The sequence below is a fragment of the Acinetobacter dispersus genome, from assembly GCF_009884975.1.
GTDB classification, from domain to species: domain Bacteria; phylum Pseudomonadota; class Gammaproteobacteria; order Pseudomonadales; family Moraxellaceae; genus Acinetobacter; species Acinetobacter dispersus.
The window spans coordinates 628,378-647,307 of record NZ_CP041970.1 but is presented as its reverse complement, the minus strand read 5'-3'; the positions used below and the strand labels follow the sequence as shown (position 1 = coordinate 647,307).

At 42.6% G+C, this 18,930-nt stretch carries 14 protein-coding genes; 4 read left to right on the top strand and 10 right to left on the bottom strand.

Annotation, left to right across the window (positions count from 1 at the left end):
* The first annotated feature begins 371 nt into the window (after nucleotides 1-371).
* Complete coding sequence (aspT, locus tag FPL17_RS02675; protein ID WP_159883046.1) at nucleotides 372-2,057, top strand: aspartate-alanine antiporter; 1,686 nt, start codon at nucleotides 372-374, stop codon at nucleotides 2,055-2,057.
* Between the two features lie 56 nt (nucleotides 2,058-2,113).
* On the top strand, nucleotides 2,114-3,715 hold the full coding sequence (locus tag FPL17_RS02670) for a bifunctional aspartate transaminase/aspartate 4-decarboxylase (protein ID WP_159883044.1): 1,602 nt from the start codon (nucleotides 2,114-2,116) through the stop codon (nucleotides 3,713-3,715).
* A 76-nt stretch (nucleotides 3,716-3,791) separates the two neighbouring features.
* Here FPL17_RS02670 and cntB read toward each other — a convergent pair whose 3' ends face one another.
* The 6 genes from cntB to FPL17_RS02640 all read right to left on the bottom strand — a co-directional run bounded on the left by cntB (nucleotide 3,792) and on the right by FPL17_RS02640 (nucleotide 11,319).
* Complete coding sequence (gene cntB, locus FPL17_RS02665) at nucleotides 3,792-4,748, bottom strand: carnitine monooxygenase, reductase subunit CntB (protein ID WP_159883042.1); 957 nt, start codon at nucleotides 4,746-4,748, stop codon at nucleotides 3,792-3,794.
* 104 nt (nucleotides 4,749-4,852) lie between these two features.
* Entirely contained in the window at nucleotides 4,853-6,304 is a 1,452-nt protein-coding gene (locus tag FPL17_RS02660; protein ID WP_159883040.1) for an NAD-dependent succinate-semialdehyde dehydrogenase, read from the bottom strand.
* A gap of 77 nt (nucleotides 6,305-6,381) precedes the next feature.
* The gene (gene cntA, locus FPL17_RS02655; protein WP_159883038.1) at nucleotides 6,382-7,497 is read right to left on the bottom strand and encodes a carnitine monooxygenase subunit alpha; all 1,116 of its coding nucleotides are present in this window, start codon (nucleotides 7,495-7,497) and stop codon (nucleotides 6,382-6,384) included.
* 64 nt (nucleotides 7,498-7,561) lie between these two features.
* Nucleotides 7,562-8,515: an alpha/beta hydrolase gene (locus FPL17_RS02650; RefSeq protein WP_159883036.1), complete on the bottom strand. Its 954-nt coding sequence runs from the start codon at nucleotides 8,513-8,515 to the stop codon at nucleotides 7,562-7,564.
* On the bottom strand, nucleotides 8,512-10,167 hold the full coding sequence (locus FPL17_RS02645) for a BCCT family transporter (RefSeq protein WP_167515387.1): 1,656 nt from the start codon (nucleotides 10,165-10,167) through the stop codon (nucleotides 8,512-8,514). The genes FPL17_RS02650 and FPL17_RS02645 overlap by 4 nt, the downstream gene beginning before the upstream one ends.
* A gap of 39 nt (nucleotides 10,168-10,206) precedes the next feature.
* Complete coding sequence (locus FPL17_RS02640) at nucleotides 10,207-11,319, bottom strand: tartrate dehydrogenase (RefSeq protein WP_159883032.1); 1,113 nt, start codon at nucleotides 11,317-11,319, stop codon at nucleotides 10,207-10,209.
* 100 nt (nucleotides 11,320-11,419) lie between these two features.
* Between FPL17_RS02640 and FPL17_RS02635 the strand changes: the two genes are divergently transcribed.
* Together FPL17_RS02635 and FPL17_RS02630 are read left to right on the top strand one after the other, a co-directional pair.
* Nucleotides 11,420-12,400 (top strand): LysR family transcriptional regulator, encoded by a 981-nt coding sequence (locus tag FPL17_RS02635; RefSeq protein WP_159883030.1) that lies wholly within the window; start codon nucleotides 11,420-11,422, stop codon nucleotides 12,398-12,400.
* Between the two features lie 75 nt (nucleotides 12,401-12,475).
* A complete protein-coding gene (locus FPL17_RS02630; protein ID WP_159883028.1) occupies nucleotides 12,476-13,309 on the top strand; it encodes a DMT family transporter in 834 nt (277 codons plus the stop codon).
* Nucleotides 13,310-13,361: 52 nt separating this feature from the next.
* Here FPL17_RS02630 and FPL17_RS02625 read toward each other — a convergent pair whose 3' ends face one another.
* From FPL17_RS02625 to FPL17_RS02610, 4 genes are all read right to left on the bottom strand, one after another.
* Nucleotides 13,362-14,546 carry a porin gene (locus tag FPL17_RS02625; RefSeq protein ID WP_159883026.1) on the bottom strand — a complete coding sequence of 395 codons (1,185 nt, stop codon included), beginning with the start codon at nucleotides 14,544-14,546 and terminating at the stop codon, nucleotides 13,362-13,364.
* A 228-nt stretch (nucleotides 14,547-14,774) separates the two neighbouring features.
* Complete coding sequence (locus FPL17_RS02620) at nucleotides 14,775-15,269, bottom strand: hypothetical protein (protein ID WP_159883024.1); 495 nt, start codon at nucleotides 15,267-15,269, stop codon at nucleotides 14,775-14,777.
* Nucleotides 15,266-16,096 (bottom strand): lipase family protein, encoded by an 831-nt coding sequence (locus FPL17_RS02615; protein ID WP_159883022.1) that lies wholly within the window; start codon nucleotides 16,094-16,096, stop codon nucleotides 15,266-15,268. The genes FPL17_RS02620 and FPL17_RS02615 overlap by 4 nt, the downstream gene beginning before the upstream one ends.
* Nucleotides 16,097-16,098: 2 nt before the next feature.
* Complete coding sequence (locus FPL17_RS02610) at nucleotides 16,099-18,834, bottom strand: type VI secretion system Vgr family protein (protein ID WP_159883020.1); 2,736 nt, start codon at nucleotides 18,832-18,834, stop codon at nucleotides 16,099-16,101.
* Between the last annotated feature and the right edge of the window lie 96 nt (nucleotides 18,835-18,930).

Here is an 18,930-nt window from a genome sequence, read left to right as displayed (position 1 = left end):
AAAAATTAAGTGCCACACCGTTTTAAATTAAATACTTTTTCCATAAAAAAGGCCTAGGCCCGACGAAAATTTAACACTATTTATTGAATGTAATATTCATCTCACAAAATATCAAACACCGCCTAAAGTGTTATTTTTTGTATAGAAAAATAACATATTGTAATAAACAGCTTAAATTTTATGTTTGTTCTTTATCCATTGAATCAGATAAAAAAATAACTTATTGATATATAAATAATTTAGTAAAAACAAGGCTTTAAAATCCTGTCTATTTGTATTCGCTACAGAAGCATAGTATTTTAAAAAACACATGAAAAATAAATAAATTTCAAACCTAAAGATAGATCGAATAATAAAAGTGAGATCGAAAAATGATTGAATGGTTACAAGGCGAATTAAAACATAGCCCAGAAATACTATTGTTCTTATCCTTAGCAATAGGTTTCTGGATCGGTCAGTTTCAATTCGGAAAATTTCAGTTCGGTGGTGTAGCAGGTTCCCTACTTGTTGCAGTCGTACTCAGTCTCATCGGTGTTCCAGTCGATAATGGGGTCAAAGCCATTCTATTTGCATTATTTATTTATGCAGTTGGTTTTGAAAGTGGCCCACAGTTCTTCAAATCATTGGGTCCACAATCGATAAAAGAAATCCTATTAGCAGTCTTCATGGCGGTCAGCGGCTTAATCACAGTCTTGGTCATGGCAAAGTTATTCCATTTAGACAAAGGATTGGCAGCTGGATTAGCCGCAGGTGGTATGACCCAATCTGCAATTATTGGGACTGCAGGTGATGCGATTTCCCGTCTCGACCTGCCCTTGGCTGAGATTCAAAAACTACAGGCCAATGTCGCAATCGGATATGCCGTCACTTATATTTTTGGTTCATTGGGTGCCATTATTGTCTGTGTGAATATTCTGCCTAAATTCATGGGCAAAGAAATTCATGATGATGCTTTGAAAGCACAATCCGAACGCCTCAAAGGTGCTTTTGAACTAGCGCCTGGTCAAGAACTGGCGATGCCTGAAATTGTCGGACGTATTTATAAAGTCAAACAAGCCAATGGACAAACTGTTGCAGAACTTGAATCCAAACAAAGTAGCATCACCATCGAGCGCTTAAAGCGCAAAGATCAATTGATTGATGTTGCACCAGAACTAACTTTACAAACAGATGATGTGATATTGCTGGTTGGCCGTCGTGCCAGTGTTGTTGCTGTTTCAGACCAAATTGGTACTGAGCTGCAATCTTCACAAGGTATGGAAATGATTATGGATACGACGGATGTGATCCTGAGAAATTCCAAGTATATCAACCGTAGTCTCGGCGATATCAAAGGCAATACGCCTGCCTATTTAAAGCATGGGATTTACGTGCTGGCGATTAAACGCAATGATGAAGCACAAAGCTTGAGTGATGACACCGTTTTACATCAAGGAGATGTTATTACGGTTTATGGAACTAAAAGTGATCTTGATCGTTTAGTCAAAGAAGCAGGTACAGCACTGCCAGAAAGCTTAAAAACCGACTGGATTTTCCACGGTGCAGGGCTGGTGGTCGGCTTATTAATTGGTCTGTTTGTAGTCCGTATTGGTGATGTCCCTCTAACACTTGGTGCAGGTGGTGGTGCGTTACTCTCAGGTCTTCTGTTTGGTTGGTTGCGCAGCCGTAATCAAGTCCATGGCAATATGCCTTTAGCCGCATCGCAACTACTGAAAGATTTGGGTCTTGCAGGATTCGTTGCTGCGGTTGGCTTGCAATCTGGTTTACAAGCCATTCAAACCATTAAAGACAGTGGTCTATCCCTATTTATGATTGGTGTCGTAGTCACATTGGTACCGCTAATTCTTTCCATGCTTTTCGCGCGTTATGTGCTGCGTTATGACAACGTTGCCGTTATGGCGGGTGCCTTGTCTGGCTCCCGTAGTGCCAACCCTGCCTTTGGTGCAATTCTAGATAAAGCGGGAAACTCGATTCCGACCGTGCCTTTTGCAATCACCTATGCCTTGGCAAACGTGTTCTTAACTCTGCTTGGTCCACTGATTGTTGGCCTCGCCTAAATTTATAATCCATATTCAAAATTTTATTGCCGTCACTATAATTAAGGAGACTTCCCATGGGGAACGTTGATTACTCAAAATACTCAAAACTTAGCCCATTCGAACTAAAAGACAATTTAATCGAACTTGCCCAAAGCAAAACAGACAGGATGATGCTGAATGCAGGTCGTGGAAATCCGAACTTTTTAGCCACGATTCCGCGTCGGGCATTCTTCCAATTGGGGCTATTTTCAACAACGGAATCAGAGTTCTCTTTCTCTTATATGCCAGAAGGCTTAGGCGGCTTCCCTCGCCCTGTCGGTCTGCAATCTCGCTTCGATAACTTCATTATGCACAATCGGGATAAACCGGGCGTGGTGTTTCTAGGTAAAGCCATTTCCTATGTCCGAGATCAGCTCGGCTTAGATCCAGACGCTTTTTTACTGGAAATGGTCGAGGGAATTTTAGGTTGTAACTACCCTGTTCCAGACCGCATGCTCCGCATTAGCGAATCGATTATCAAAGAATATATCCTACGTGAAATGGGCGTCCAAGGCATGCCGAAAGAAGGCTTAGACTTGTTTGCGGTCGAAGGTGGAACGGCAGCAATGGCCTATATTTTTAACTCTTTAAAAGAGAATAAAATTATTGCCAATGGAGACCGTATCGCGATTGGTGCACCCATTTTTACACCGTATTTAGAAATTCCAAAGCTGAATGACTATCAGCTTGAAGAAGTCTTGATCGAAGCTGATCCGAAGCTTGACTGGCAATATCCAGAATCTGAATTGCGGAAATTGGAAGACCCATCGATTAAAGCCTTCTTTCTGGTGAATCCAAGTAACCCACCTTCAGTAAAACTCAGCGATGAAGGCTTAGCAATTTTGGCTGATATCGTTAAAAAACGGCCTGACCTGATTATTTTGACCGATGATGTGTACGGTACTTTTGCGGACAATTTCAAATCACTGTTTGCGATCTGCCCAGACAATACCATCTTGGTGTATTCATTCTCGAAATATTTTGGGGCAACCGGTTGGAGACTCGGAGTAATTGCCCTCTCCAACAATAATATTCTGGATCAGAAGCTGCCAGCACTGTCTAAAAAAGACAAAAAAGAGCTGGAAGAGCGTTATTCATCTTTAACCACAGATCCAGCCAAGATCAAATTTATAGATCGTCTGGTCGCAGATAGTCGCAATGTAGCACTGAACCATACCGCTGGTCTTTCTACACCTCAACAAGTACAAATGGTACTGTTTGCCCTATTCAATATGATGGATTCGCAACAGAACTATAAGAATGCGGTTAAATCTGTAGTGCGCGAGCGTGATGCTGCGCTGTATCGCCAATTAGGGGTTGAAGTTCCTGCTGATCCAAACTCAGTCGATTACTACACTTTAGTAAACTTGGAAAATACCTCTCGAACACTGTATGGGGATGAGTTTGCAGATTGGGTCATGAAGAATAAGAACCCAACCGAATTATTATTCCGCGTTGCTGATGAAACGGGTGTGGTGCTTTTACCAGGTTCAGGCTTTGGAGTACAGCATCCTTCTGCCCGTGCATCATTGGCCAACCTGAATGAATACCAATATGCTGCTATTGGGGATTCCTTAAGACGCTTTGCCGAAGAATCTTATCAAGAATATCTAAAAACCAAGAAAGGCAAAAAATAAATCTGAATTAATGTTCCTGATCAATAAAAAAGCAGCTTAGGCTGCTTTTTTATATTTTTAAACTCAAAACTTTAAATTAAAGATCAAGTACCAGTTTTTTGCCTTTGGCACGCGACACACAAATCATCATCGACTGCTGTGAAGCTTTTTCATCATCACTCAGATATTGATCGAAATGCTCTGCCTCACCTTCTAGAATCATGGTTTCACACGTGCCACACACCCCTTCACGACATAAACATTCCACATCAATATTAAGCAATTCAATCGCTTGCAAAATGGTTTGATTGCCTTGCACTTCCACTTCTTGATTGGATTTCGCCAATACAACCGTAAATGCTTCACCCTCTTCAGGTACCGTAGATGCAAACTGTTCCCAGTGAATATATTCATCACGGTAACGATGGTAATTACAACGATCGATCACTGCATCAATCATTGGCTTTGGGCCACACACATACACATGCGTACCTTTGGGTTGAGCGCCAATCAACTGATCCAGATCCAAACATTTTCCATCTGAGTCAACATAGCTAAATATATGTTCGCCATGTTTCTGTTTGAGTTCTTCCAACAGTGCTGCATGCTCTGGGGAACGGTAGGCATAATGCAATTCAAAGTCGGCACCACGTGCAGCCAACTCATCCATTTGCGGCACAAACGGGGTAATCCCAATACCCCCCGCGATGAGGATATGTTTCTCGCCATCTGCCGCCAATGGAAACAAATTCTTCGGTTCAGAAATCAGAATTTCACAGCCTTCATTGCACTGATCATGCATAAAGACTGAACCACCTTTACCTTCAATATCTTTACGGACACAGACTTGGTAAGTCGATAGATCATGAGCACAGCTCATCAATGAATAGGCATTGGATAGCTGATCATTCATTTTCACAATGATATGACTGCCACCATTGAATTGAGGGAAATTTTGTCCGTCCTGACGTTTAAATGTAAACCGTTTGATCAGTGGAGTCAGTTGCTCTACGCGTGTGACCACCGATGCAAACATTTCATAATGACTAGCCATGTCTAAATCCTCTTTACCGCATGCTGCTCATCTAAGCATTTTCTAATTTTAACTGCATATTGCCTGTTGACCCTCGATGAAGAGAGTCCCAACAGGCATTGTTGCTATAATCCTAAACACATATATTTAATAGTCATAAATTCTTCCAAACCATATTTAGAACCTTCACGACCTACACCAGACTGTTTAACACCGCCAAATGGCACCACTTCATTTGAAATAGCAGTTGAGTTCATCCCGACCATGCCATATTCCAGTTGTTCAGCGACACGCCAAATCCGTGAAATGTTTTCGCTATACACATAGGCTGCCAAACCAAAAATGGTATCGTTGGCTTGCGCGACCACATCCTCTTCCTCAGTAAAACGAATTAAAGGTGCTACTGGGCCAAAAATTTCTTCCTGAACAATTTCCATATCACGCGAAACATCGGTTAACACGGTCGGTTCAAAGAAGGTTTGTCCAAGTGCATGTTGTTTACCACCGCACGCCACTTGGGCACCTTTGCCACAAGCATCATCAATTAACTGTTTTGCTTTCAGTACTGCCTTGTCATTGATTAACGGCCCGATCTGTACATTCTGTTCCAAACCATTGCCGATTTTGAATTTCTGTACTTCTTGCACAAATTTCTCAGTAAAGGCCTGATAAACCTTGTCATGTACATAGATTCGATTGGCACAAACACAGGTTTGCCCTGCATTACGGAACTTGGCAAAGATCGCACCTTGAACCGCTTTATCCAGATCCGCATCATCAAACACGATCAATGGTGCATTGCCACCCAGTTCCAGCGCCAATTTTTTAATCGTGCCTGAACATTGCTGCATCAATAAACGACCGACAGGCGTAGAACCTGTAAAAGTCAGTTTTTTGACTTTTTCATGGCTGGTAAATACCGAACCAATCTCTTGCGATTTGCCTGTCACCACATTAATGACACCCGCTGGAATGCCCGCCATTTCTGCCAGTTTAGCAAGCGCAAGTGCGCAATACGGGGTTTCATTGGCAGGCTTGATCACGATGCTACAGCCTGCCGCCAAAGCAGGTGCTGCTTTACGGGTAATCATCGCAATCGGGAAATTCCACGGCGTAATTGCGGCAACCACACCCACAGGTTCTTTGGTGATAATAAAACGCTGCTGGCTATTGGTGGTTGGAATCACATCGCCATAAACACGTTTGCCTTCTTCCGCAAACCATTGAATAAATGAAGCTGCATATTTCACTTCACCCAAAGCTTCAGCTAAGGGTTTACCCTGCTCAATGGTCATGATCCGTGCCAGCTCATCCGCGTGGCTCAAAACCAGTTGATACCAAGCCAATAACAGATCTGCACGTTTTTGTGCAGTCAATCCTTTCCATTGCGCTAAAGCCTGATACGCCACTTCGACTGCTTCAGTAGCTTCTGCTGCTCCCATATTGGGAATTACACCAATTTCCTCACCTGTCGCAGGGTTGGTGACAGAAATGGTGGCATTAGATTGTGCACTCACCCATTGACCATTGATCAGTCCGTGTTGTTGAAATAACGGACTTGCTTGCAAACTTGACATGTCATGTTCCTATCGATTGAAGTGAGGTGTGGCTTTATCGTTTGCCACGCCTCCCTGATCTAATGCCTGAGACAAAATTATTGATGGTGTTGTGCAACAAGATTCTGGAAATAAGCAATACCATGTTCACTGATTCCCGAACGTTGCTTGTCGGTCATGATACGCCCTTGACCACGATAACCCCGTGATTTTAAACCACGTTGTACGCTTTCAACCAATTCAAGGTCTTCAGGACGGAAGACATTGCGATACCATTCGATCAGGTCTTTCTGATCTTGGGTCAGTTCTTCATTGGTAAAGAAAATGTCATAGTGCTGCAAAGTAGTTTCTGCATCCATCGGAAACTCATAAATCACGGTCATGAAGTTTGCACCGGGTGGTACGTTAAACATGGTGCACGGCCAGGTCCAGAAACCGCTAAAGGTCGGATCTTTCACCGATGGATCTAGCTTGAATGACTTTTCTGAAGAACGTGCATAACCATATTGCAGCGTCCAGTTTTGATGGGTGGTGTGCCAGTATTTATCGACCTGCACTGAATCGGCGAAACCCGGATGTGCTGGACCACAGTGATAACATTCCAAATAGTTATCTACGATCACTTTCCAGTTGGCAGGTGTTTCCGTTACGAAACGTGCCGCCAGTTTCAGGTCTTTAATCACCGCACAGGCTTCATTCAATTTTTGTGCAAATTCAGGCAACTGATCTTCAACACAAGTGGCATTTTCATCCATATTGATAAAGACAAAACCACCATATTCCTCAACTTTTAACGACACCATGCTAGAGTTTTGCTTGTCAAAAGACTCAACATGATCACAGTTACGCGCCAGCGCCAAACTACCATCCAGCTTAAAGGTCCATGCATGATACGGACAGGTAATCACGTTTTTGGCTTTACCGCTACCACTTAACAGCTCATGACCACGATGTGGGCAGACATTATAAAATGCACGTAATACGCTGTCTTTACCGCGAATCACGATGATATTTTCACCAATCACCTTACGGGTAATATAGTCATTGTTCTGGGCAACTTCACTACCATGTGCCACGCAAATCCAGCTTTTCGCAAAAATTTCTTCTTTTTCACGCTCAAATACCTGAGATGAGGTATAGAACACTTTGGGAAATGTCCATGCCACATCCGGGTTTGAACAGAAATCTTCTGGTAATTTTTCAACTGCATTCATGGTTTTACTCCATTAAACTCTTTTGTCCTAACGACTGTTTTATCAAAATTGGCTGGTGTTCAAATCACTTGAACATTTGCTTTAACGAACTCAGCATGTGCTGATATAAATCCTGTACCACAGGACAGTCCCGTACTAAACGTAAACTGCCATGCAGTAATCCTTTGCCGAGATAAAACTCGGCAGCAATATTGGCTTGTTTTAACTTGTCTACGAAAATACGTCCGTCGTCACTCAGTGGATCGTATTCAGCCACCGCAACAAAGCTACGTGGCATGTCAGAAAAATCCTGTGCATTTAGTGGCGCTAAACGTGTATCTTCCCAGTCACTTTCATTCGGAGCATATTGTTTTAGGTAATAATGCATTTCCTCTAACGTGAGTAACGGCGCATGTGCATGCTGCTGGCAAGACGCTGTATCAAAACTGCTGCTCAAACAAGGATAAATCAAGGCCAAACCACAGGCCTGATGACCCGTATGTTGCAACTGAACCGCCAGTGCCGCAGCTAAATTGCCGCCTGCGCTATCACCTGCTAATACCAACTGCGCTGGATTGATGTTCCAGTCTGCGCCATGCGTGCGGAGCCAGTGATAGACCGTTTCACAATCCTCATAAGCGGCTGGGAAATGATGTTCGGGCACCAAACGATAATCCACACTCAGTACCGCAACATTCAAATCACGACATAAATAACGGGTAATAAATTCATGCGAATCCAGATTCCCCAGCATCCAGCCACCCCCATGGATAAACAACACGCAAGGCCAACCTTGCGCAGGTGCTTGGCCCAAGGGTGAATACAACCGAACATTGACTGGATGAGTGGCATGCGCAACGGTTTTATCTTCAATATTGACCGTACCATCACGTGGCAAGGTGTAGTGCAGGCACATCGCATCATAGGCTGCACGAATTGAATCAATATCGTTATCCGCTGCTGAATAAATGCTGCTCCAATACACCAGACTTTGCATTTCTTCGCTTAACTCATAGCGCGTGTTCGGCTGCTGTGTCATAACAATTCCTTTTGACTGCTTTTATGTGCAAGTGGTGTTGCCGCAATATCAATCTGCATCTGTTGATTTGAGTCCGTATGCTCAAGTGCTTCCAAGTCATTAAAGCTATTCTGCTCAATCAAATGCGATGGCACCTTGGAATAATCCTCAATCAGCCACTTCACCAACCCATAGGTCTGCACCAGAATAATCACAATAAACGGTAAGGCAGTCACAATGGTCGCAGTTTTCATGGTATCTAACGGCGCCTTAGAGAAAATCATCGCAATCGGCACTAGGGTTAACATCAGACACCAAAACAAACGCGCATTCGGAGATGGATCTTGCCCTTCACTTAAACCACGGGTACAGGTTGCAGAAACCGCATAGCCCACCGCATCCATATGTGCTGCAAGGAAAATCACCATAATGCCAAGGAACAACCACATCATCAGCTTGCCTGCTGGCAATAAGCCCAACAGTTGACCAATTGCCACTTCACCACCTTGCTGGCTCAAGATTTGCGGAACATTGACCATGCCGTGAATGAAGCTGTGAACGCTATAATTTTCAAATACCCCAAAGATGAACCATAAACCAACGCTACCGCCGATGACCATGGCAAGAATCACTTCTTTAATGGTGCGTCCTTTAGATACACGGGTCACAAATAACGCCACACCCGGCGCATAAGAAATCCACCACAACCAATAGAACACTGTCCATTCACGGGTGAATTTTCCATCGCCCATCGGATCGGTAAACAGACTCATATCGACAAAATTGGTCGCCATCAAGCCAAAACTCATCAATGAATTATTCATAATGAATTGGGTTGGCCCAAAGCAGAGTACATAGATCGCAAACAGCACCACGCCCAAGCACACCATATGACTCAAACGCTGCATGCCTTTATCCATACCGACATAAGAGCTCAGTGCAAATAACACCGATACCGCCAAGATGATAATGACTTTGGTCATGAAGGTATTCGGAATACCCGTGAGCTGCGACAGAATGTTGGTAAAGGTGACCGCAGTCAGTACCAGTGAAATGGTCAAGGCACCAAACATACACAGCAAAAACATCAGGTCGACCACACGTCCAACTGGGCCTGTCGCTTTAAAGCCAGTGACCGCTTCCACCATTGACGCTAAGCTCAAGCCTTTATTCTTTCTGACATGGTAGCTATAGCACAGTGAAATCGATGCCAAGGCATAGATCGACCATGCACTCAAACCAGAGTGAAAGAACGAGTAAGCCACGCTGTATTTCAGGGCTTCAGCCGATTCAGGGGCTAAATTCAAACCCGGAGTTTGGTAATAATAGGCCCAGTCTAGAAAGCCCCAGTACAAGGTAGATGACCCAATCCCTGACAAAATGAACATGAAAATCCATGACATGGTGCTGTATTGGGGCTTACCTTCACCGAGCTTAATTTTGCCGTATTTACTAAAGGCCAAACCGAAGGTAAAAATAATTGATAAAAAAGCAAATAACAGGACTGGCGTGGTAAACACCGACGTGGTCCATTGCATCCATTTTGCTGCCAGTTGTATTGATTCAGATGAGTAGATTGCCAACCCAGCCACCGATGTAAATACAACGGCAAGACTGGTGATCGCAAGCGTCTTATCTGTATAAGGCTTTGTAATTTGATTATCCATATCTATTCAATCCATCTCGGATAGTGACTATTCCCTAAGAGGTACTTACTCCATCGCGAATAAATCCATTTTTTGCTCAGTCACACAGGATGCAATCGCATCACCCACTTCATAGGTCTTGGCAGTTCCACCGACATCAGGCGTTTTCGGACCATGCATCAACACATGCTCAATCGCCTGCATAATTTCCTGCCCTGCCTGAATGACTTGTTCATCTCCATCTGCCAAGAAATCCAGCATCATCGCACCTGACCAGATCGCTGCAATCGGGTTGGCAATTTGCTGACCGTAAATATCGGGTGCTGAACCATGCACAGGTTCAAACAATGACGGGAATTTACGCTCAGGGTTGAGGTTGGCAGAAGCCGCCAAACCAATGGTGCCCGTACATGCAGGGCCTAAATCCGACAAGATGTCACCAAATAAATTCGATGCCACCACCACATCAAAACGCTCAGGCTGTAAAACAAAACGTGCCGCTAAAATATCGACATGCTGTTTATCTGCCTTGATCTGTGGATAGTGTTTTGCCATTTCATCGACACGTTCATCCCAATACGGCATGCTGACGGCAATACCATTGGACTTGGTTGCAGCCGTGATTTTTTTAGCCTCACGTTGATCCGCAAATTCAAATGCATATTTTAAAATGCGATCGACACCATGACGGGTAAACACTGCTTCCTGCAAGACAAACTCACGATCCGTACCTTCAAAGGCTTTACCACCAATCGCTGAATATTCACCTTCGCTGTTTTCACGCACCACATAAAAATCGATATCGCCTGGTTGTTTGCCAGCCAGTGGACATTTCACCCCAGGCATTAACCGAACCGGGCGTAAATTCACATACTGATCAAAACGACGACGGAACTGGAGTAATGATCCCCACAATGAAATGTGATCAGGCACCTTTTCAGGCCAACCTACCGCACCAAAGAAAATTGCATCATATTGCTGCAAGACTTCAAACCAGTTATCCGGCATCATTTTGCCGTGTTCAAGGTAGTAATCACAGCTGGCCCAATCGAAGCTATCCATTTGAACTTGAATGCCATATTTGTCTGCTGCTGCCTTTACAACCTTGATGCCTTCTGGTAGAACTTCTAAACCAATCCCATCACCCGCAATCGTGGCAACTTTATACTTTTTTGCCATAACGCTCCCTTACACCTTTGGTTAATATCCTTAGCTGTAAACATGCTGTTTTCAGCAAAAATGATCAATAAGAAAACTATCACCCCAATGGACACGGATCGTGAATAATCTACCTAACCTATCGGATTTAAAGGTTTTTTGCACAGTCGCCAAACGCAAGAGTTTTGTCGATTCAGCTGAGGAGCTGGGTGCTTCACCTGCATTTATCAGTAAACGCATCAATATTTTAGAAACCAACCTGAACTGTAAACTGTTCCATCGCAGTACCCGCCATGTCAGTTTGACCGAAGATGGCAAACTGATTTTGGATCGGGTCTCCAATATTCTGGATGAATTCGATGAAATCAGTGAGCTGGTGAATAACCCCTTAAGCACGCCCACAGGACATCTCGACATTGTCAGCAGCTTCGGTTTTGGCCGTAAACATGTTGCGCCAATTCTGTCTAAATTAATGACCATGTACCCCAAACTGGAAATTCAGTTTGATACCATCGACAACACCAAAGACCTGATTCAACACAGCATTGATCTGGATATTCGCATCGGCAATGAGATTGCCCCGAATATGATTGCCAAAAAACTGGTGTCGAATTTCCGAATTTTCTGCGCTGCACCCAGCTATTTACTGCAGCAAGGCATGCCTGAAAGTCTGGAAGATTTACGTAATCATGATTGCCTGACCATCAGTGAACGTGATCAATCCTCGGTATTATGGAAATTACGCCATCCTTCGGAAGATCGGTCGGTACATGTCACACCGCGCTTCATTTCCAATAATGGCGAGATTATTCACCAGTTGGCGATTGAGGGACATGGCATTATCTTACGTTCGATTTGGGATGTCGCAGATGAATTGATTAGTGGTCAGTTACAGCATATTTTGCCTGAATACTGGCAAGATGCCGATGTTTGGGCAGTGTATCCTTCACGTTTAAAAAGTTCGTCTAAACTACAGACCTGTATCCTGTTTATTCAAAATGAACTGATCAACCGTTTACAGCATATCCAGAACCTAAGCCGTGGTCAGTTGATCCAACCGATTGAGCCGATCAATCCAAATACAGAGAAAGTATTTCTATAATCGCGCTAAGCTGCCTGCTTTCTTTTTTCAACCATATCATGCACATTAGCAAGATCATGAAATAACAGGCAGCTTATGAGCACGGCAATATTTGGCCTTATTTTACTTGCAGCGACATGTCACGCCACATGGAATGCCATTGTAAAAGCGGGTACAAATAAATTTTTAACTACCGTATTGGTCACTGCATCCGCAGCAGTTTTAGCCGCACTACTGCTGCCCTTTTTCCCCATGCCGCATCGCGAGAGCTGGCCTTATATTCTGGCTTCAACCGCAATACAAATTCTGTATTTTGGCATGGTGGCAAAAATCTACCGTGTGGCCGATATGGGGCTGACTTATCCCTTAATGCGTGGCACAGCACCGCTGATTGTTGCCATTTTAGGCACCTTGTTGCTGCATGAACAACTACAATTCAATGCATGGCTAGGCATCATTACCATTTCTGTCGGCATTTTATCGATGATTTTGGCTGCACCCAAAACGGGACGCAAAGGTATCGGTCTGGCTCTACTCAACGCTGTCCTGATTGCGGGTTATACCTTGCTGGATGGTCATGGCGTTCGTCTGGCAGGATCAGCCATTGCCTATATCCTATGGAGCTTCGTGCTTTCAGGACTGATCTTTTTTATCTTTGCCCTGAAAATGCAGTATCGTCAGATGGGTGAGTATTTTCGACATAATTGGCATTTAGGTTTAATCGGTGGGATCGGTTCATTTTTCTCTTATGGTTTGGCACTATGGGCAATGACACTTGCACCTGTTGCGATTGTTGCTGCACTAAGAGAAACCTCGATTTTATTTGCCACGCTGATCTCGATCTTTATTCTAAAAGAGCGCATCAATGCAGTACGGATTATCTCCTCGTGCATCATTTTAATCGGGGCTTTGATCTTAAGAACCGCCTAAATGAATAAAGCCAGTCTATCGCAAACAGACTGGCTCATTTTCCAAGCTGGATTTAGAAATAATAACCCAACGATAAATAGAACAACTTATTCCATTGATTGCTGTCACCTTGCGCAAGGCCATCTGCGCCACTGCCCGTCATTGGGTCATTGCGACTCCAGATATATTCACCCTGTATGCCGACTTTTTTATAGTTAAAATATAGGCCTGCGATTAAGCGATCCGAATCTTGATAGCCTGATTCATCTTTATAAAAACGGCTATACGACACATAAGGTTTAATATTTTCTAACTGATGAAAAGGCTTGGCAAAGGTGTAGTTAATTTCATTGGCCATATATTTGCCTTTGTTGGCCACTTGATAAGGATAGTCAAATGCCCCAATGGTCGAACTTTTTGGCAAAAGATCATCTGCGTTTTTAATGTCCTGCTCGCCTGCCAGGAACAACCATTGCCATGCCTGATAATTGGTGGTGCTAAAGATACTCCATGTACTACGATGCCCGTCTCGGTTACTGCGATTATTTTCCAATTCCGAATACCAGTAAGAGCCACCAATTTCCGTGGAGAAATTCTGAGATTGATCTAACTCAAACTTTCTAGATAAACGCGTCACCCACATATTCTTTTCATCAATATCGGTACCTTGCGTCAGATCGTCTGCCTGCACAAAGTTACCGCTATAGCGACTTGAATCTTTGGATGTGCCTTTGTAGTTACCACCATCAGTCGGGTAAAAACCGAGAATGAAGTTATACAGATTGTCCTTAAACTGGTATTTCACCCCAAGGTTTTGGATGTCCTCCAATCCCACGGTATTGAGTAAAGTTTCATAATAGCTATTGCCCCACAGTCGCCCAAAGCCGAAATCAACCGATTGAAAACCGACTGTCACGCGCTGCTGATCTGAAAACTTATAGCCTGCCCAAGCATCTTTTAAAAACAGTGCATCACATAAGCGGTCATACTGGTAGCAACGTACATCCATCGATGCAATCCAGTCTGGGTTTTCATAACTCAAGACCGCCTTGATATCGGCTAGTCGCCAGTCATCATTTTTGGAGCCTTCATTGGCTTCGACAATATAGTCTTTATGGATATAGCGGGTACGGATAGCGCCCGTCAGTTTCAGTTCACCCGATTGTGTTTTCGGGTCACCGATACTTAAATCGGCTGCCAAGACTGGCATATTTGCCAAGATCCCTATTGAACCCATGAGAAGCAGTGCTTTTTTCATTGTTGTACGTCCTTGTTTAACCTCATAAGAAAATGAAGAAATTCACGCTGACAAACAACGCTTAAACTATAAAGTCGGTCTTTACGGAGTGTGTTTAATGAAATGCTATAAACCTCAGATTCTAAGTTAAAATTTTCAAAGTTAACCTCAAAAACCCTCCTAAACAAAAAATTAATATTACACTATATCTTTATCAAAAAGATAAAATCACTCCAACATAATATTATATCACCCTTCTTTACCAGCTTTAATAATAGAATTCTTGGATATTATTATATTATCAGCTACTATTTTACTTTTTTGCAAAAGCCCCCCCAAAACAATTTTACAAGAAACATCTTTAATTAGAAAATTCTCAACTTGTTTTTTTTCCAAACATGTATTCATTGACTCATCTTCACAAACTTTAAAATACCCTGATGAAATATACTCTCCATTTTCAATTCGCCCCTCATCTATAGCGACTGAACCAACAACCAAATAACCCTGAACTCCATCACACTTTAAATGTGAATATTTATATTTTTCTCTTTGATAAAAATTATTTAAATTTGTTTTTGTTACTACATCAAATTTAAATACATCACCACTTAGCCCATCCAAATGAGAGTAAGTTAGATTAATTATACTTAAGTCATTGACAACCACCTCCTTATCATTATTTTCTAAAGGGTTACATGCAGATAAGAAAATACTAGTTAATATTAATAGAAAAATTTTCATTTTATTTTGGTTAACTCTCTCGATAAAATCTCTTGGGCACTTGAATTACCAATAATTTTCTCTTGCATCATCTGTCTAAAATCAGCATGACTATAATTTGTCACGTGATAATAAGAGCTATTAGTACTAGGATAAGCACTCCATTGCCCTCCTAAATCTGCAATCAAATCATTATTCCATTCATAACTTTTAGGATCACAACTTATACTAATCCACCATCTAAACACTGGTTTTGGTCGACTATAATAAATACTAGTTCTTGAGCCAATTCCTATTTTTGACAATATCTCACCAACAGGATCAATTGTAATTAGTAAGTTTACTTTACATATATTTTTCTTATGCAATACCTCAGCCAAGCCAGCTGCATTCCACCCTCCAAGACTATGTCCAATAATATTAACTTGTGTTTGTGGATTAACTTTCAAAAAAGACTCTATATCCTTAAATGCATTTAACTTTTTATTTTTATTTGTATTTACAGTTATTTCTTGATCTGCTGATATATATGCTTCTTCATAGCCATAATATTTAACGACTGCATTTTTACTATTTTCTTTTATTTTTGAAAAGTTTTTATTAACATAATTCCCAACAAAAAATGTTGGTCCGATAGGTCTAAACTTTCCCCAGCCAATTGGAACATCTCCCGGAGTAAACACATACTTATCCGCAGCACCACCGATGAAAATTGTTAAACTATGCGTATAGATTGGTATATGTACAGGAATCACAGGTGGAGTCTGCCCCACTTTTCCTTGTGCTTTTTTTAACAAATCATTAGCTTTCTCTTTAATTTCTTTATTAGCATCTACTTCATTCAACATTTTTAAACTACCACATGTATTTTATATTGTTTATTCGGTTCATTTGTCTCTAATTTGACTAAACCTGTTCTATCTAATTTTCCACGTGCAATTTCTTTCTCAGCTTCATCGAAAATAATATACTCTGTTCCATGTGCTAATTTATTGCCTTGCTTATCCATAACATCAAACCATAGACCATATTTTTGTTTTTCATTTTCAGGCAAGTATGGTAATGGGCAATTTATGCGGCTCCCCCCCATAAACAAATGCTGCCCCGCCTTTACCTCAAACTTGCCACCTGTGATTGGAAAAATCCCCGACCCATTCAGCTTGATCTGGGAACTACCCGCTGTGATCACAATCTCTTTCGGACTACTGATCTCAATACGATCTTCAGTTGAAATAATCTGAATGCCTTGCTTGGCCAGTAAATCCATGCCATCTGACTGTGCTTGGACTTCAAACTTACCTTTGGCAGCAACCTGCTTAATACCATTCTGTGCTGCAAACACACTGATTCGGTTTTGAGCATGTGTAATCAGGTTTTTCTGTGTACTTAGATTGATACTCTCGCCTGCAAACTGATTAATCTGGCCATCCGCAGATAAATGAATATCTTCATTGGTGCTTAAGCCAATGCCTGCGGGTGAATTAAGTAATAACAGTGATTTTTTAAACTGGGCGATTTTTTCTTGAATCTGTTCTGCAAATGTTTTCAATTGTTCAACGGATTCAATTTCATCAGTTTGCTGATTCTTGGCAACTTCACTTAAGGCTTTTGCATTATTTTGATTACCATCCAACTGTTGCTTGGCAGGTTGAGCATCCAGATGTTCACCTTGCGCTTGATCCTGTTTATGCGTGGAAAGTAATAAACCCTCGCCTGCACGTACTGCACCCCACTGATCGGTACGCAGTTCAAAACCTTCGCCTCGATCTTCGCTCTCTGCTTTGTCTTTGGGATGACTCAATTTTCCGAGATTGAGTTGACTGGCAGCATGGCTGCTTTGTAGTTGTGCGCTGATTTGTCCAATGGTGTCATCAAAGCGGAGTTGGTTAAACCCTTCGCCTTGAACTTCTTTGGACTTGATCCCTGCCAGTTTTTTGGTGTCTGGCAGCTTACCTGCATTGTCGAATTTGGTTGGGCTACGATGGGCTTCGTGAATCCGTCCTACTACAAACGGACGATCGATATTGCCATCAAAGAAGTCAATCACCACGATTTCATCAATACGGGGCAAGAAGCGTGCCCCATAACCTTCACCTGCCCAAGGGGTCAGTACATCCACCCAAGCAGAATCAGTGTCGTTGTCATTGGCACCTGCACCACCATCATGGCTGTGATCTTCATTGCGAGTAAACAGGAAACGAACTTTAATTCGCCCCCATTCATCCACATGGATTTCTTCTCCACTTGGTCCGACCACTTTGGCACGTTGTGGTGAAGCAGTTGGACGGTGTTGTAATGGATTATATTCGGGTACGGTTTTGATGCTACGACGTTGCAGGGTGAGCTGGTTGGCTTGGCGTTCGTCACTCTCTTTTATTTGCCAGTTGCTTTGGGCTAAGAGTTGGTTGATCTGTTGATGTAGATCTTTAGGTAAATTATTTTGATTATAAAATTTTTTGCCTGTAATCAGGAATTCTTTGTCTGCACCATCGTGTTGATCAATTTCAGGATGTTCGGCTAATTCAAACCAGTAGCCGACATGGGTATCGCGCACGGTGGTATTGGCGGTAAATTGTTTAGATTGTAAATCGTAGTATTGACCCAAGTTCTGATTCAGTTTTTCAATTTGGGCATTGCCTGATTGGGTTACCCCGTCTTCACCATTGAGGTCTTGCATCCATGCTGGTGAAAAATGCCATGCCTGTTCTAGACCAAGACTGGCATTGTCATGTTGATCACTGTGTTTGTGCGTGCTTTGCACACTGCCTGCACCATCTTCCTGTTCTAAGGCATCGGCTTGCCAGCGTTGTACATGCACGCTACTGGGCTGTAATGAACGTTGTCCAACTAGGCTGGTCATACTGTCATATTGTTCAGTGGCACTGCTACGGTGATAACGGATCTGTCGACGCTCTAACGCTTGGTACTGGCTATTGTCATCAATCAAACGAAGTTTTTGCGGCTGAATCGCGGCACTGCTGAGAGGAACTGTGCGCTCGGCTTCATCAATCAACCAGTTAATCCCTTCACTTCTCATCAAGCGGGTGAGGAAGTCATAGTCGCTTTCATTAGACTGCATAATGAATGGGCGGACATCATAGTCTTGACTCAGTCCACTTAAGTCAAGCGTTAGGCTCGATGCAAATAAAGGGCTTTTGCTCTGCCATTCTTTAAAGACAACTTCTACCACATCGCGCACGCTCTTGTTCATAAACACGCGGCTGTTACGGCGTTGTTTCCACAGTGCAGTTGGGTCTTCGAGTGTCAGTTTATATAAAGTTAAGCTACCGTCTGATTGTCCTTGTAAGGCTTGGGTGATAATGCCTGTGACACGGGTCAACTGGCCTTGATCAGTCACGCTATCTATCGCAGCTTGGCTGCCAATAAATTGCTTTAGTGGAATGGTGGCATTGGTCGATAGGCAAATCAGTTCTGCCTTAAATCCATCATTGAGTTGATGCTGACCATCAATACGTTGCAGAAAAACCTGCGAATTTAAATTTTGATTAGAAAATTGAATATGAATCGCACGTTTTTGTGCTGTAAGGCCCAAACTATCCAAGGCCTGAAATATATTAGCCAACATTATTTATAGAACATTTCATTAAATTTTGCATATTTTACTCAAAAAAACGATTCAATGTCTATACAGCCCTGTCTACGTGACAATAAATGTCACACT